Below are 13,926 nucleotides of genomic sequence, written 5' to 3' on the forward strand. Positions count from 1 at the left end.
GCAGGTCGGAGCAGTTCTGTAATGAGAAGAATTATCTTTGCGAGGAATGTGATCCGGATTCACTTTCTGGCCGTTGCGACAAGAAAAAAGGGAGCCGAAGCTCCCTTATATTAAGCGTGCGTAAAATTACAGACTTTCTGTAAAAGTACGTGTAATCACGTCACGCTGCTGTTCTGGCGTCAGCGAGTTGAAACGCACTGCATAGCCGGACACGCGGATGGTCAGCTGCGGGTATTTTTCCGGATGCTTAACCGCGTCTTCCAGAGTTTCGCGACGCAACACGTTCACATTCAGGTGCTGGCCACCTTCTACGCGAACGGTCGATTGCATTTCCAATGGCACTTCACGGTACTCGATCTGGCCCAGTTCGCTGACCGGTACCACCTGATCTTCCGCATAGTTGGCTTTAGCGCAAACGCAGCGGGCTTCTGATGTTTCGTCGTCCAGCAGCCAGAAAGAGTTCACCAGCGCCTGGTCGTTCGCTTTAGTGATTTGAATACCAGTAATCATTTTGTTGCCTCCGTACAAGGGCGAAAAATTCTACTTCGAAAGAAAACCCAATGTTGGTTTCGGCCATTTGGTAAAACCATTGTTGTCTTGTTGTTCTGTATACCAGTCTGGCCGGGGCAATTCTTTGATTAAAGTCAATTTTCACGGGGTACCCACAGAGCGAGAATGGGCAAGTTTATGTTTTATGTCAATTTTCCCTGTAGAGCACATCGCAATTATTTTTGTAAATTTTAAAAAATATTTATATGCAGGGGCGCGGTGGAAAAAGAAAAGCGGGTTTCGCTGCGTGGCACTAAACGGTAAGCTATGCCCAGTGAATTGTTAACGAAAACAAAGGAGAGCGTTTATGTCCACCTCCCTCACCTGGCATGATGTTATCGGCAAGGAGAAAGAGCAGCCCTATTTTCATGAAACGCTTGCCTTTGTTGCCGCTGAACGCCAGGCCGGTAAGACCATTTATCCACCGCAAAAAGACGTGTTCAACGCCTTTCGTTATACCGAGCTGGCGGACGTGAAGGTGGTAATCCTCGGTCAGGATCCCTATCACGGCCCGAATCAGGCCCACGGGCTGTCCTTTTCGGTGCTCCCTGGCGTACCCGCGCCCCCTTCGCTGGTAAACATGTACAAAGAGCTGGCGACGGATATCCCGGGCTTTGAGCGCCCCAGCCATGGCTACCTGCAAAGCTGGGCGGAACAGGGTGTGCTGTTGTTAAACACGGTATTGACCGTTGAAGGCGGCCAGGCGCACTCCCATGCCAAACTGGGCTGGGAAACCTTTACCGACAGAGTGATCGCCGCGCTGAATGAAAACCGCGAAGGCATCGTGTTCCTGCTCTGGGGATCGCATGCGCAGAAAAAAGGCAACTTTATCGATCGCAACCGCCACCACGTGTTGAAAGCGCCACATCCATCGCCGCTTTCCGCCCACCGAGGGTTCTTGGGCTGTCGCCACTTCTCGCAAACCAACCAACTGTTGGAACAGCAGGGGCTGGCGCCTATCGACTGGCTACCGCGACTGCCGCAGGCATAACCCTGACGCAAAAAAGGCACCCGCAGGTGCCTTTTCCTTATTGAATTCGGCTTAAGCCTTGGCTTTGGAAACCGCCACCATCGCCGGGCGCAGCAGGCGACCATTCAGCGTATAGCCTTTCTGCATCACCATCATGACGTGGTTCGGCTGGTGATCGGCAGATTCCATCAGGCTCATTGCCTGGTGCACATCCGGGTTGAACGGCACGTTAATATCACCAACGATTTCAATCCCGTACTTACGCACAACGTCCTGCAGGGACTTCAGCGTCAGCTCGATGCCTTCAATCATCGCCGTCAGTTCCGGATTGTTTTTATCCGCCAGTTCCAGCGCGCGCTCCAGGTTATCCAGCACCGGCAGCAGATCACCGGAAAACTTCTCCAGCGCAAATTTGTGTGCTTTTTCGATATCCAGCTCGGTGCGGCGGCGGACGTTTTCCATTTCCGCTTTGGCACGCAGCAGGCTGTCGCGTTCATGCTGCTGGGCTTCGGCCAGTTGAGCTTCCAGCTCAGCAATGCGCTCATCCCGCAGATCGACGCCCTCAGCCGCTTCCGGCAAGACTTCCTGCTGTTCCATTTCTTCCGAGACTTGCTCGTTTGGCGTCTTCTGTTCTTTACTACTCATGAATATCTCCGCGTTTTAGCATTAATCTCGCAACTTGGCTTATTATGGGGATCAAAACCGGGGTTTCAAGTCAACCGGTCACAATGTGGGGCATAAACTGGTCCCGGTGAGGAAAATCACAACAATGAATAAAAAATTCGCCTGTATTGGCATTGTTGGCCACCCGCGTCACCCTTCGGCGCTGGCAACGCATGAGATGTTGTTTCACTGGTTAGTCGCCCGAGGCTATTCAGTGATGATTGAACGCCAAATCGCTCAGGATTTGGGGTTAAAAGATGCGGTTACCGGCAGCCTGGCGGATATTGGCCAAAAGGCCGACCTGGCGGTAGTGGTCGGCGGCGACGGCAATATGCTCGGCGCAGCCCGCGTTCTGGCCCGCTACGACATCAAGGTGATCGGCGTTAACCGCGGCAATCTCGGTTTTCTGACCGATCTTGATCCCGACAACGCACTGCAGCAACTGGCCGACGTGCTGGAGGGCGAATACATCGATGAACAGCGCTTCCTGCTGGAAACCATCGTGCACAAAGAGAACCAGCAGTGCCGCATCAGCACTGCTATCAACGAAGTGGTACTGCACCCCGGTAAAGTGGCGCACATGATCGAGTTCGAAGTGTATATCGACGATCGCTTCGCCTTCTCGCAACGCTCAGACGGTCTGATTATCGCTACCCCGACCGGTTCGACTGCCTATTCGCTTTCTGCCGGCGGCCCGATCCTGACGCCATCGCTGGAAGCCATCGCGCTGGTGCCGATGTTCCCGCATACCCTCTCGGCCCGCCCGTTGGTGATCAACGGCAACAGCACCATTCGCCTGAAGTTTTCGCAGATTGGCAGCGATCTGGAAATCAGCTGCGACAGCCAGATCGCACTGCCTATCCAGGAAGGCGAGGAAGTATTGATACGCCGCAGTGATTTCCATTTGAATCTTATTCATCCAAAGGACTACAGCTATTTCAACACGTTAAGCACCAAGCTGGGCTGGTCTAAAAAATTGTTCTAAAAATATCGCCAGCCCCTTTACTGTATATAAAACCAGTTTATACTGTATGAAACTACAGTTATGTGTTTATACACAGGAAGGTTCCCATGCTGGCGCAATTGACCATCAGCAATTTTGCTATCGTTCGTGAGTTGGAAATTGATTTTCAACCGGGTATGACGGCGATTACCGGTGAAACCGGCGCCGGTAAATCTATCGCCATCGACGCGCTGGGGCTGTGCCTCGGCAACCGCGCCGACGGTAACGTCGTCAGGCTGGGAGCCGCCCGTGCCGATATCTGCGCCCGTTTTTCACTGGCAGATACCCCTTCTGCACGCCAATGGCTCGAACAGAATCACCTGGACGACAGCAATGAGTGCCTGCTGCGCCGGGTCATCAATGCAGACGGCCGCTCACGCGGCTTTATCAACGGCACTTCCGTACCGCTTTCGCAACTGCGCGAACTCGGTCAGTTGCTGATTCAAATCCACGGTCAGCATGCCCACCAGTTGCTGCTCAAGCCCGATCACCAGAAGCAGCTGCTCGACGCCTATGCCGACGAACCTGCCCTGTTGGCGCAGATGCAACAGGCTTATCAGCGTTGGCACCAAAGCTGTCGCGAACTGGCCCATCATCAGCAACAGTCCATCGAACGCGACGCACGCCAACAGTTGCTGCAATACCAATTGAAAGAGCTGAACGAGTTTGCGCCCGTGGCCGGTGAGTTCGAACAGATAGATTCGGAGTTCAAACGCCTGGCCAACAGCGGCCAATTGCTGACCATCAGCCAGCAGACCCTGCAATTGCTGGCTGACGATGAAGAAAACAACATGCTGAGCCAGCTTTACACCGCCAAACATCTGCTGGTTGAGCTTGCCGGCATGGATGAGAAACTCAGCGGGCTGCTGGACATGCTGGAAGAGGCGTCGATCCAAATCAGTGAGGCCAGCGACGAACTGCGTCACTATGCCGATCGCATGGATCTGGACCCCAACCGCCTGCAAGAACTTGAACAGCGTCTGTCGCGCCAAATTAACCTGGCGCGGAAACATCACGTTGCGCCAGAGGAACTGCCACAGCTGCACCAACAGATGCTGGATGAGCAGCAGTTGCTGTCGCAGCAAGAGAACGACCATGAACACCTTAACGAGGCGGTCAATCTGCATCATCAGCAGGCGTTGCTGTTAGCGGAACAATTGCACCAGAAGCGTCTGCACTATGCTGCAGAACTGACCACGTTGATTACCGACAGCATGCAGGCCCTCTCCATGCCGCACGGCAAATTCAATATCGACGTTCGCTTCGAGCCGCAGCATTTGAGTGCTGAAGGGGCCAGCCGCACTGAATTCTGTGTGTCCACCAACCCAGGTCAACCGCTGCAAGCGCTGGCGAAAGTGGCCTCCGGTGGCGAACTGTCCCGCATTGCGCTGGCTATCCAGGTGATTACCGCTCGCAAGATGGAAACCCCGGCGCTGATTTTCGACGAAGTGGACGTCGGCATCAGCGGCCCGACGGCAGCCATTGTTGGGCGCCTGTTGCGTCAACTTGGAGAATCTACCCAAGTTATGTGCGTCACCCACCTTCCACAGGTGGCCGGTTGTGGGCATCAGCACCTGTTTGTCAGCAAGCAGACTGACGGCACGGAAACCGAAACGCAGATGTCACCGTTGGATAAACGTGCTCGTTTGCAAGAATTGGCGCGCCTTCTTGGCGGCAGTGAAGTCACCCGAAACACCCTGGCGAACGCAAAAGAACTGCTTGCTGCATAGAAAAGCTCAACTTTTTTACTTTCCTGAGGTCATATTGGGGCCCTGTAAAGGTTTCCAACTGCTGCAAGGTCTATTATCATCGGCATCCTATGCCCTAAAGGAATGTGATTACTATGCGCTGTAAAACGCTGACTGCCGCCGCTGTGGTTCTTGTGATGCTGACTGCAGGCTGTTCTACTTTTGAGAAGGTGGTTTACCGGCCTGACATCAACCAAGGGAACTACCTGACGTCAACCGACGTAGCTAAAATCCAAAAAGGTATGACCCAGCAACAGGTCGCTTATACATTGGGAACCCCAATGCTGCAGGATCCGTTCGGTACTCAGACGTGGTTCTATGTGTTCCGCCAGCAGCCGGGTCATGAAAATATCACCCAGCAAACTCTGACGCTGACCTTTAACAGCGCGGGCGTATTGACGGATATTCAGAACAAGCCTGCGCTGACCAAATAATCAGTACAGGAACTGTCGTCCGGCCCGTGAGGGACGAATCAAGTTCTTCATGACAGTCACAGGCTGCAACTCGGAAGATAAAATTCTGATAAAAAATAAGGCGCACTCAGCGCCTTATTTTTTTGCCTTCTCTGCCCGTTGACGGCGCAGCTCTTTGGGATCGGCAATCAATGGGCGATAGATTTCCACCCGGTCGCCATCATTGAGCACATCGCCCAACTTGGCCGGTCGGCTATAAATGCCCACCTTGTTACTTTGCAAATCAATGTCACTGCGCAGTTCCAGCAATCCGGAGGCCACAATCGCCTGCTCAACATTGCTGCCCTCTGCCAGTTTCACGTTGCGCAGATACTGACGCTCCGGCAAGGCATAAACCACCTCAACCCGTATCTCAGACACTGTAAACCTCTTTCGCCCGCTGGGTGAATGCCTGCACCATATTGCCGGCCAACTCTTTAAATACCTTGCCGAACGCCAACTCGATCAGTTTGTTGGTAAATTCGAAGTCCAGGTGCAGCTCAACCTTACAGGCTTCCGGACTGAGCGGCGTAAAGTGCCAGCCCCCCATCAACTTGCGGAACGGGCCGTCAACCAGTTGCATATTGATGCTCTGGTTATCCAGCAGCGTATTGCGCGTGGTAAAAGTTTTGCTGATACCGGCTTTGGCAACGTCCACCGCGGCGGTCATTTCATTGTTGGACGCGTTAATCACCCGGCTACCGGTACAACCTGGCAGAAAATCGGGATAAGAATGAACATCGTTAACCAACTGATACATCTGCTCGGCGCTGAACGGCACTAACGCAGACCGACTGATCTGGGGCATATCATTTCCTGTGAGACACAAAACATACAAATCATACCATTTATCTATCGGCAAACAAAAAATCTGCTATGCAAGACAGGAGCCAAAAATGCGAAAAATTGCGCAGGTGCTGAGCGGTAAAGGATTTCTTTCGCTGACGCATCCAGTATAATGAACGCACTATGACAAAGAAAAAAGCTCACAAACCTGGTTCAGCCACCATTGCGCAAAACAAGCGAGCACGTTTCGAATACTTCATTGAAGAAGAAATCGAGGCGGGCCTGTCCCTGCAAGGGTGGGAAGTCAAATCGTTGCGTGCCGGCAAAGCCAACCTCAGCGACAGCTACGTGACCTTCCGTGACGGTGAAGCCTATCTTTTTGGCGCCACCATCACGCCGCTCAGCGTGGCTTCATCGCATGTGGTCTGCGACCCGACACGTACCCGCAAACTGCTGTTGAACAAGCGCGAGCTGGACTCGCTGTTCGGCCGCGTTAACCGCGAAGGCTATACCGTTGTTGCCCTGTCCATGTATTGGAAAAATGCCTGGGTCAAGGTCAAAATCGGCGTAGCCAAAGGCAAGAAAGAACACGATAAGCGCGATGACATCAAAGATCGTGAGTGGCAGACGGCGAAAGCCCGTATCATGAAGCACGCCAACCGATAAGCCTCTGGCTTAACGGGTTAAACTTCTGGTATACTGCACAAAGTTACTTGGGGCTGATTCTGGATTCGACGGGATTTGCGAAGCCCTAGGAGCATGCCGAGGGGCGGTTGGCCTCGTAAAAAGCCGCAAAAAAATAGTCGCAAACGACGAAAACTACGCCCTAGCAGCTTAATACCCTGCTAAGAGCCCTCTCTCCCTAGCCTCCGCTCTTAGGACGGGGATCAAGAGAGGTCAAACCCAAAAGAGATCGCGTGGATGTCCTGCCTGGGGCTGAAGCGTTAAATCCAATCAGGCTAGTTTGTTAGTGGCGTGTCCATCCGCAGCTGACCGGCGAATGTAAAGATTGGACTAAGCATGTAGTGCCGACGGTGTAGTAATTTCGGACGGGGGTTCAAATCCCCCCAGCTCCACCAAATAGGTCACCGGTGACCCCAGATAGATCCGGTGGCAATAACGAAAAAGCCCGCAATTCACGTTGCGGGCTTTTTTGTGTCTGTAGCGCAGACTGGTCGTTAGTGATCCAGATAGAGATAATGCAGCCAGCTGGTCATGCGCAGCAGGACTTTGCGCATGATGGAAAGATGCTCAAAGTGCTCGGTGTAGACCGCAGCCTGTGCGGTAACGCCATCGGGCAATTTGTCCAGCGCGGGAACAGGGTCTAAATCGATCATCACGTAAACACCCTCCTGCTGAGCGCCAACGTTTAGCCCTTGCATAACACCACTGGCCTGATAGCTGCCGTCGGGGACTACCGGCAGCACCCGCGTGACCGAGCCGCCATAGATTTTCCCCGGCAAGCCGTTAAATACCACCTCGGCTTTATCGCCCTGGGTTAAACGCAGGATCGAGTTTTGACGGAATACCGCCACCACCTGCCGTTTTTGCTGCGGAATAAAAATCATCACCGGCTTGAACGGCAAGCGCACTGCGGTGGTGCCAGGCCGAGCCAGCACCTGGGTAACATAACCCTCGCTGGGTGCTCGAATGGTTGTTTGTTCCAAATTGTAGGTCGCTTCCGCAATCTGTGATTTCAGGCTGGCAATGCGGGCGTCCTCACCATTGTAGTGGCCCGAAAGCCGCTCCTGCGCCTGCTGATGCTGAGCTTTGGCAGCCTGCAGCGCTGCAGATTGCGCTTGATACTGCTGCCGGGCATGACTGATGTCTTGTTCCGAGAAAGGGTTAACTGCCATTGCCGCGCCTTTGGCGTAACGCTGATAATCCTGGCGCGTGCGTTCATACTCGGCATAAACCCGCTGCACATTGGCCGAGGACTCATTTAGCGTAGCCTGTCGTGTTCTGACATCCGCCTGCGCGCTGGCAAGATCTGCCTGCAGCTTGTTCAGCCGGGCACGGTAGCGGGTATCATCCAGGCGAAACAGCACATCGCCCTTATGCAATAGCACATTGGTCTTATCCGTAACCTCGACAATCACTCCCGATACCTGGGGAACAATGGGCACCGAAACAGCGATTTTCTGCGCCCGGTAGGTATAAGGATGGTTGTAATTCATCCCCAGAATCAAAGCTCCTACGATAAAAATGCCGCCCAATACTGCGGTCGGCACGGTCCATTTATTGATGGGGATACGGAACAGTTTGAAAACGCCGTAGCTCAGCGCTACGTAGCTGAGAATAATTAAGAGATCCATACCCTTTCAACACCCTTTATTGGACGACGAGCTTTCATCTGCAACGGGCATCTGCATTCGCTGTAACTCGCTTTGTAACTGATGAATTCGCGCTTGCAGCACTTCAGGGTGTTCGGCCTTCTCGCTCATGCCCCATCCCCGCTCTGGCCGATATAACGTCGCCCAGATCCACAGCAGTGGCCAAATAGCATGCAGGGTAAACAGGCTTACCCAGCCTGCCACGTGAATGGCATCCTGATGGGGATGTTGCCGTTTTTTGGCAGCAAATAAGGAATGTCGTGAATAATTATCACGCCGTAAAATAAAATCAAAAACACGGCGATCAATACGCCTAAAGCAAAATAATCTAGAAACATGCTACACCCTGGGTGGTAACGCTAAATAACACATCGAGGCTTATGTTGTCTTATACTCTTTGATATCTTTGGCAATGATATCAATGGCATTTTTAACATCGTCTACGGTGAGTTTTGCCTTTTCATTATTCAAATTATTTCCGGACGCTTTGCGCACCACTTTGATAACCGGCTGATTAGTCGAAGCATCGATAAACTCGCCTTCCATATACACAGAGCTCTCCATGGTGCGGTGACCGGTTACGCTCTGTGTTGCCGCCACCAGTAGCGTGATTGGCAATACCTCATACACCTGAAGCCCTTTTTTATGGGTATCGATAGCCGTTATAGCCCCTCGGAAAATAAGCGTATTTTCACGTGGCACATCCTCCAAGATAAAATGGGATGCCATGGACTGCTTAAACTGCTGGTTGGTGTAGTTCAGGATATTATCAAGTGCGCGCTGGCTTACCATCTCAGTGGGTTTCGGACGCGGGAAATAGATCATCGGCTGATAAACCAAATATTTATATTTAGAATAGTCAACGTTAGTTTGTTTCCAATATAAAACGTCCTTACCGGAGGCCGATTTCCCCTGGGTAATATCATTGTAATTATTCAGGAACGTAGAATACTTTTCTTTTTCGGTGACCTTGGATGAACAAGCGGCCAGAATGAATACCAAGGGCAAAATGGCCGCACGTTTTTTTCTCATCATAACTTCCAATATTAATTTAATAAGCAATAAATAATTAATCGAAATAGTACCCGCTAGTGACTGATAAGTCATATGACAATACAGGCAAAAATGTATATCATTTTTGATATACTAAATCAGACTGGCGCGTAGAGTGAAATCAAAAGACTTCAAGATCGACGAACTCAGGATCGTTCGCTGCATTGCCGAAACGGCCAGCGTCAGCAAGGCCGCTCAGCGGCTAGACATGCCACAGTCAAATGTGTCGCGCACCCTGACGGCGCTGGAGCGCCGGCTTGGCCTGGAGATCTTCTTACGCACCCCGCGCAGCTTGTCGCTAACCGAATTTGGCGAACAATTTTTACGCCGAGCCACTCAACTGTTAGATGAGCATAACGATCTGCTCGATATATCAGGTACCTATAAACGCAGTCTGAATGGCATGGTGACGCTGGGCGCACCTATTGGTATCCATTCATTCCTGACCCGTTATCTGCTGCCGCCGCTGTTACGCGAATCGCCGGAGCTGATCGTCGATTTGGTCACCCGCAATCCGGATGAACGTGAGAAGAAGTACGGTGCAGTATTCGACAGTGACTGCGATCTGTTGATCAGTTTCTTCCAGCCGCAAAATGAAAGCCTGATCGCCAGGCCCCTGACCCGTTTTCGCGTCGGGTTATTTGCCTCACCGGACTATATCGCGAACGCCCCTCTTGTCGAGCCAGAGGAGCTGACTGCGCATCGCTGCATTACCTTGCGGGTGCTGGGAGGGAGCCACAATACCTGGAGCTGTTATAGTTCTCAGGGCCAATTGATGCAGGTAGCAGTCACCGGCAGCAGCATATGCGACAATATTCTGCCGGCCATCGAGCTGGCAAAACAGGGGCTTGGCATCGTCTATGCCCCTTATTACTCCGTCGCTTCTGCGCTGGAATCGGGGTCACTGATGCCTTGCATTGAACGTGAGCGCTGTATCGATATGCAAGCCTTTCTTATTTATCGCCAGCGTGGGGTGTTACCCCACAGGGTTCAGGTGATGATGGACAGCATCATGCATAACATGAAATTGCATGAGCAGCGCCTGATTTAGCGATAACGGCCACAAACACTAAAAGCAAAACCCCGCCGAAGCGAGGTGATGCTGTTCGTCTTTCCGAACCGTCGACAGTTACTCGTTTACCGGTCTTTCCCGATCGTCACTTCGCTCGCAACCTGGTCGCGTCGCCAGAGCAGACAGGCACGCATGCCCTGAAGGCGGCACAGGCTTACGAACATGTAGCTTAAAATCGGTATCCACCGCCCAGTAAAGCCTGGCTAGAGATATCTTTATCCACCATTGGGCTATCGGTGATTTCACTGCTCAGCTGCACGGCACGCACTGACGCCAAGGCATACCAATGTTCGTTAAACTGGTAGTTGGCGCTCAGCTCCACATAAGGGCTCCAGCTCTCTCCGGCCGAATACGTTGAGAAACCGCTGCTTTTTGCCTCCGCATGGCCAATGCCATAGTAGTAATCGTTCTGGTTACCGTTGTTGTAGACCGCGCCAATACCGGGAACAAGGCGTAGCTTGCCCGCCTTGATTGGATACAGGAAGGCCACGTCCCCTACCACACCGTTACTGTTATCAAGGGTATCACCAGCCAGCGAGGCGCGAATAACCCCCCATTTTTCTTTATGGGTGAAGGCCATCCCGGCCATTAATGTGCCATCGCGCTTATCCAGCTTTTTCATTTGGCTGTTATTGCTATCATCCGGATCAAAACCCAGGGGGGAATAATAGGTGATGATCGAAATCTGATCCTTTGGCATATTCAGCAGATAATATCCCGCCGCCAAAGAGTGAATATAAAAGTTCCCTTTCTCATAGTTTAACGTGGGCAATCCCTGGGTTTTAGCATCGGTATCAACATAACCATAATCATTCACCATCGCAGCTGCCCCTAAGGACCAGCTCGCTGCAGCTGAAAAAGGCGAATAAATAAGGTAAGCGAAAATTAGCGAAAGAGAAATACTAAACTTACTCCCCCTAATGCGAGGAGTTAGAAAATCTGAGCACGGTTTCATTATTATCATCCATAGTGGGAGCATCAAACGCCGTGCATACTACTCCACCAGGGTAATTGTCTGATAGCGGCTTAAGTGTCCAAAAATGCACACCAGGCAACAAATTGATTTTTAATCACATTCACCCTATTTTACCATTCACTGCCCGCCATCACCCACCAGACAGAGCCGCATAATTGCATAGCTACAAGGCATAATATAGTATGCGGAAAAATTCGACCCTGGCTTCACCGTAATAAATTTACGCCCCTGGAACATGACATTATGGAAACAGACGTTCCCTTCACTCTTGGGAAAAGAAACTCAGCCACTTTATTTAATAAAGATGATAAGCCGATAGAGCATATATTGGCGATTAAGCATGCCTTAATGCCCTATGGTAAAAAATGTTCTTTTCCAGCAGGCAAAAAAATTCGCTTATTTCACAATGGCATTCGGCATTGGTTCTTGCTCCAGTCCGGTGAAATGTCCGCATGCCGCGACAGTGATGGTTTGAAAATAGCCAACTTTAGAGAACCCTCGCTCGCCGGTATCGCGGAAACCTTCTTCCCTAAAGAGTTGATCTTTTTCCTGGCCGAATCACCGGTTGAACTGGTGATGTACCAGGAAAGTGATGTGCTGGAAACGCTGGAACGGGAAAACCTTTGGCAAAACTTAGTGCATATACAAGCTTATATCATCCAAGTTCTGAGCATCCGCGACAGGTTATTGTCAGGCAACGATGCCTACGAAGTTGTCTGCAATCACTTGCTGATGCTAATGAATGAAAAAGAAGCCTTTCGCTTATCCACCACGGTTCCGCGCTATATTCAGCAACGAACCCAGCTCTCGCGCAGTGGCATCATGAAAATATTATCTGACCTGCGCAAGGGAGATTATATTACCGTCGAAAAAGGTATTTTGCTGGCGGTTAACCGGCTGCCAAAGCGTTATTAACTGGCTATCAGAGCCCGTTAATCCTCTTACAGATCACGCGTATACACTCGAGAAGCCTCACCCCAGGGGTGGTAACCCAACCCATTAAAGGCAAACCCCTGTTTCTCGTAGTAGCCTTCCAGATCGGTACACAAATGCAACTGTGGGAAACCCAACTGACGAGTCTCCTGCGCCACATGGTTAATCAACAACCTGCCGTAACCGCGGTTACGGTGGGCCTCCTCCACATACAGCGCGCACAGCCATGGATAGAGTTCACCGCGGCTAATGAAATCATTGGTGATTAATCCTGCGCACCCCAGGATCTGACTGTTATCCACCAGCAAATACCACTGCGGCAATGGATTAGCCGCACCGATGCAACGAGTGATGGCATCCTCATACATCATCAACGTTTCATGCGAAGCCCATTGTTGTTGGAAATAACCGATCGCTTGCTGTTTAAACTCGGGGGACTGACGCACCGAAATAATCTTCATATCTTTTCCTGAGGTGATTTTTCATTCTTTTTCTGGCGTAAAATTATGCGGTAACCCGTAGAGGTTAGCACGGCCTTTATCATGGAAATCAGCAGGGTGGGCAGATAATATGGCGACGCTGCCCCTTAACCGGCAGCGATTTCACCAAAACAGGAGTCATTATGACGCAAAATATTTATGACAATCAGGCCTTCTTCGACGGCTATGCCCAGCTCAGCCGCTCGGTGAACGGGCTGGACGGCGCACCGGAATGGCCGACTATCCGCAGCATACTGCCGGATTTGCACGGCAAGCGCGTAGTCGATCTCGGGTGCGGCTACGGGTGGTTCTGCCGCAGCGCTCGTGAACAAGGTGCCGTAAGCGTACTGGGGTTGGACGTCTCAGAAAAAATGCTCGGTAAAGCGCAGTCGATGACCCAGGATGCCGGCATTGAATACCGCCAGCAGGATCTGGAACAGCTTCAGTTGCCGCAGGCGTCTTTTGATATCGCCTACAGCTCACTGACGCTGCACTACATCGAAGATCTGGCGCGGTTGTTCGCCACGGTTTATCAGGCGCTGGCGGCTGGCGGGCAGTTTATCTTCACCGCTGAGCACCCCATTTATACCGCACCGCAGCATCAGGGATGGTGGGTCGATCAAAACGGGCAGAAGTCGTGGCCGGTTAACGGCTATCAGCAGGAAGGTCAGCGGATTTCAAATTGGTTGGCAGATGGGGTCATCAAGCAGCACCGCACGCTTGGCAGCTACGTAAACTTGCTGATCCGGCAAGGCTTCGTCATTAGCTATCTGAACGAATGGGGCCCTTCGGCTCAACAAATCGCAGAAAACCCAGCGCTGGACGAAGAAAAAGAGCGCCCAATGATATTTATTCTCGCCGCTCATAAACCTGCTTAATGCTTTTTTTCCGCAATAAATCCTGAACACA

The 13,926-nt window shown here is 51.6% G+C and carries 16 protein-coding genes, 1 other RNA gene and 1 pseudogene; 9 read left to right on the top strand and 9 right to left on the bottom strand.

Features of this window, described 5'->3' with window-relative positions:
• Positions 1-126: 126 nt before the first annotated feature.
• A complete protein-coding gene (gene grcA, locus M2407_RS12555; protein WP_020828267.1) occupies positions 127-510 on the bottom strand; it encodes an autonomous glycyl radical cofactor GrcA in 384 nt (127 codons plus the stop codon).
• A gap of 346 nt (positions 511-856) precedes the next feature.
• On the opposite strand from grcA, the gene ung reads away from it, so the two are divergent.
• On the top strand, positions 857-1,540 hold the full coding sequence (gene ung / locus M2407_RS12560; RefSeq protein ID WP_020828268.1) for a uracil-DNA glycosylase: 684 nt from the start codon (positions 857-859) through the stop codon (positions 1,538-1,540).
• Between the two features lie 51 nt (positions 1,541-1,591).
• Here ung and grpE read toward each other — a convergent pair whose 3' ends face one another.
• Positions 1,592-2,164 (bottom strand): nucleotide exchange factor GrpE, encoded by a 573-nt coding sequence (gene grpE, locus M2407_RS12565; protein WP_020828269.1) that lies wholly within the window; start codon positions 2,162-2,164, stop codon positions 1,592-1,594.
• A 124-nt stretch (positions 2,165-2,288) separates the two neighbouring features.
• Between grpE and nadK the strand changes: the two genes are divergently transcribed.
• From nadK to bamE, 3 genes are all read left to right on the top strand, one after another.
• On the top strand, positions 2,289-3,167 hold the full coding sequence (nadK, locus tag M2407_RS12570; RefSeq protein WP_020828270.1) for an NAD(+) kinase: 879 nt from the start codon (positions 2,289-2,291) through the stop codon (positions 3,165-3,167).
• An 86-nt stretch (positions 3,168-3,253) separates the two neighbouring features.
• Entirely contained in the window at positions 3,254-4,915 is a 1,662-nt protein-coding gene (recN, locus tag M2407_RS12575; protein WP_259218331.1) for a DNA repair protein RecN, read from the top strand.
• Positions 4,916-5,028: 113 nt separating this feature from the next.
• Entirely contained in the window at positions 5,029-5,367 is a 339-nt protein-coding gene (gene bamE, locus M2407_RS12580; RefSeq protein WP_012146393.1) for an outer membrane protein assembly factor BamE, read from the top strand.
• A 114-nt stretch (positions 5,368-5,481) separates the two neighbouring features.
• On the opposite strand, the gene M2407_RS12585 is transcribed toward bamE, so the two are convergent.
• Positions 5,482-5,766: an RnfH family protein gene (locus M2407_RS12585; RefSeq protein ID WP_020828272.1), complete on the bottom strand. Its 285-nt coding sequence runs from the start codon at positions 5,764-5,766 to the stop codon at positions 5,482-5,484.
• Positions 5,759-6,193, bottom strand: a complete 435-nt coding sequence (locus M2407_RS12590) for a type II toxin-antitoxin system RatA family toxin (protein WP_020828273.1) — start codon at positions 6,191-6,193, stop codon at positions 5,759-5,761. Before M2407_RS12590 ends, M2407_RS12585 begins: the two co-directional genes overlap by 8 nt.
• Positions 6,194-6,354: 161 nt before the next feature.
• Here M2407_RS12590 and smpB point away from each other — a divergent pair, with 161 nt between their 5' ends.
• Together smpB and ssrA are read left to right on the top strand one after the other, a co-directional pair.
• Positions 6,355-6,837 carry an SsrA-binding protein SmpB gene (gene smpB, locus M2407_RS12595; RefSeq protein WP_020828274.1) on the top strand — a complete coding sequence of 161 codons (483 nt, stop codon included), beginning with the start codon at positions 6,355-6,357 and terminating at the stop codon, positions 6,835-6,837.
• Positions 6,838-6,886: 49 nt separating this feature from the next.
• Positions 6,887-7,250: a transfer-messenger RNA gene (gene ssrA, locus M2407_RS12600) on the top strand.
• Between the two features lie 99 nt (positions 7,251-7,349).
• Here ssrA and M2407_RS12605 read toward each other — a convergent pair.
• From M2407_RS12605 to M2407_RS12615, 3 genes and pseudogenes are all read right to left on the bottom strand, one after another.
• Positions 7,350-8,486, bottom strand: a complete 1,137-nt coding sequence (locus M2407_RS12605) for an HlyD family secretion protein (protein WP_122080054.1) — start codon at positions 8,484-8,486, stop codon at positions 7,350-7,352.
• A 6-nt stretch (positions 8,487-8,492) separates the two neighbouring features.
• Positions 8,493-8,842: pseudogene (locus tag M2407_RS12610) on the bottom strand (DUF3302 domain-containing protein).
• 40 nt (positions 8,843-8,882) lie between these two features.
• Positions 8,883-9,536, bottom strand: a complete 654-nt coding sequence (locus M2407_RS12615) for a DUF3313 domain-containing protein (RefSeq protein WP_115058173.1) — start codon at positions 9,534-9,536, stop codon at positions 8,883-8,885.
• A gap of 136 nt (positions 9,537-9,672) precedes the next feature.
• Here M2407_RS12615 and M2407_RS12620 point away from each other — a divergent pair, with 136 nt between their 5' ends.
• Positions 9,673-10,608 carry a LysR family transcriptional regulator gene (locus tag M2407_RS12620; protein WP_020828278.1) on the top strand — a complete coding sequence of 312 codons (936 nt, stop codon included), beginning with the start codon at positions 9,673-9,675 and terminating at the stop codon, positions 10,606-10,608.
• Positions 10,609-10,798: 190 nt separating this feature from the next.
• Here M2407_RS12620 and M2407_RS12625 read toward each other — a convergent pair whose 3' ends face one another.
• Positions 10,799-11,584, bottom strand: coding sequence for a MipA/OmpV family protein (locus M2407_RS12625; protein ID WP_259218338.1), 786 nt, complete (start codon positions 11,582-11,584; stop codon positions 10,799-10,801).
• A 264-nt stretch (positions 11,585-11,848) separates the two neighbouring features.
• Between M2407_RS12625 and M2407_RS12630 the strand changes: the two genes are divergently transcribed.
• Positions 11,849-12,520 (top strand): winged helix-turn-helix transcriptional regulator, encoded by a 672-nt coding sequence (locus M2407_RS12630; protein WP_259218340.1) that lies wholly within the window; start codon positions 11,849-11,851, stop codon positions 12,518-12,520.
• A 26-nt stretch (positions 12,521-12,546) separates the two neighbouring features.
• Here M2407_RS12630 and M2407_RS12635 read toward each other — a convergent pair whose 3' ends face one another.
• Positions 12,547-12,999, bottom strand: coding sequence for a GNAT family N-acetyltransferase (locus tag M2407_RS12635; protein WP_259218341.1), 453 nt, complete (start codon positions 12,997-12,999; stop codon positions 12,547-12,549).
• Between the two features lie 161 nt (positions 13,000-13,160).
• Here M2407_RS12635 and M2407_RS12640 point away from each other — a divergent pair, with 161 nt between their 5' ends.
• Positions 13,161-13,895 carry a bifunctional 2-polyprenyl-6-hydroxyphenol methylase/3-demethylubiquinol 3-O-methyltransferase UbiG gene (locus M2407_RS12640; RefSeq protein WP_020828282.1) on the top strand — a complete coding sequence of 245 codons (735 nt, stop codon included), beginning with the start codon at positions 13,161-13,163 and terminating at the stop codon, positions 13,893-13,895.
• Positions 13,896-13,926: the final 31 nt, after the last annotated feature.

Origin of the sequence: Serratia sp. BIGb0234 (assembly GCF_024809915.1) — a bacterium.
GTDB classification, from domain to species: domain Bacteria; phylum Pseudomonadota; class Gammaproteobacteria; order Enterobacterales; family Enterobacteriaceae; genus Serratia; species Serratia liquefaciens.

Excerpts from the sequence above, each read along its gene's own strand:
- smpB (WP_020828274.1), top strand. The coding sequence starts at position 6,355 with ATGACAAAGAAAAAAGCTCACAAACCTGGTTCAGCCACCATTGCGCAA.
- M2407_RS12635 (WP_259218341.1), bottom strand. The coding sequence starts at position 12,999 with ATGAAGATTATTTCGGTGCGTCAGTCCCCCGAGTTTAAACAGCAAGCG.
- grcA (WP_020828267.1), bottom strand. The coding sequence starts at position 510 with ATGATTACTGGTATTCAAATCACTAAAGCGAACGACCAGGCGCTGGTG.
- M2407_RS12625 (WP_259218338.1), bottom strand. The coding sequence starts at position 11,584 with ATGAAACCGTGCTCAGATTTTCTAACTCCTCGCATTAGGGGGAGTAAG.
- M2407_RS12630 (WP_259218340.1), top strand. The coding sequence starts at position 11,849 with ATGGAAACAGACGTTCCCTTCACTCTTGGGAAAAGAAACTCAGCCACT.
- M2407_RS12590 (WP_020828273.1), bottom strand. The coding sequence starts at position 6,193 with ATGCCCCAGATCAGTCGGTCTGCGTTAGTGCCGTTCAGCGCCGAGCAG.
- M2407_RS12640 (WP_020828282.1), top strand. The coding sequence starts at position 13,161 with ATGACGCAAAATATTTATGACAATCAGGCCTTCTTCGACGGCTATGCC.
- recN (WP_259218331.1), top strand. The coding sequence starts at position 3,254 with ATGCTGGCGCAATTGACCATCAGCAATTTTGCTATCGTTCGTGAGTTG.
- M2407_RS12605 (WP_122080054.1), bottom strand. The coding sequence starts at position 8,486 with ATGGATCTCTTAATTATTCTCAGCTACGTAGCGCTGAGCTACGGCGTT.
- M2407_RS12615 (WP_115058173.1), bottom strand. The coding sequence starts at position 9,536 with ATGAGAAAAAAACGTGCGGCCATTTTGCCCTTGGTATTCATTCTGGCC.
- nadK (WP_020828270.1), top strand. The coding sequence starts at position 2,289 with ATGAATAAAAAATTCGCCTGTATTGGCATTGTTGGCCACCCGCGTCAC.
- grpE (WP_020828269.1), bottom strand. The coding sequence starts at position 2,164 with ATGAGTAGTAAAGAACAGAAGACGCCAAACGAGCAAGTCTCGGAAGAA.
- ung (WP_020828268.1), top strand. The coding sequence starts at position 857 with ATGTCCACCTCCCTCACCTGGCATGATGTTATCGGCAAGGAGAAAGAG.
- bamE (WP_012146393.1), top strand. The coding sequence starts at position 5,029 with ATGCGCTGTAAAACGCTGACTGCCGCCGCTGTGGTTCTTGTGATGCTG.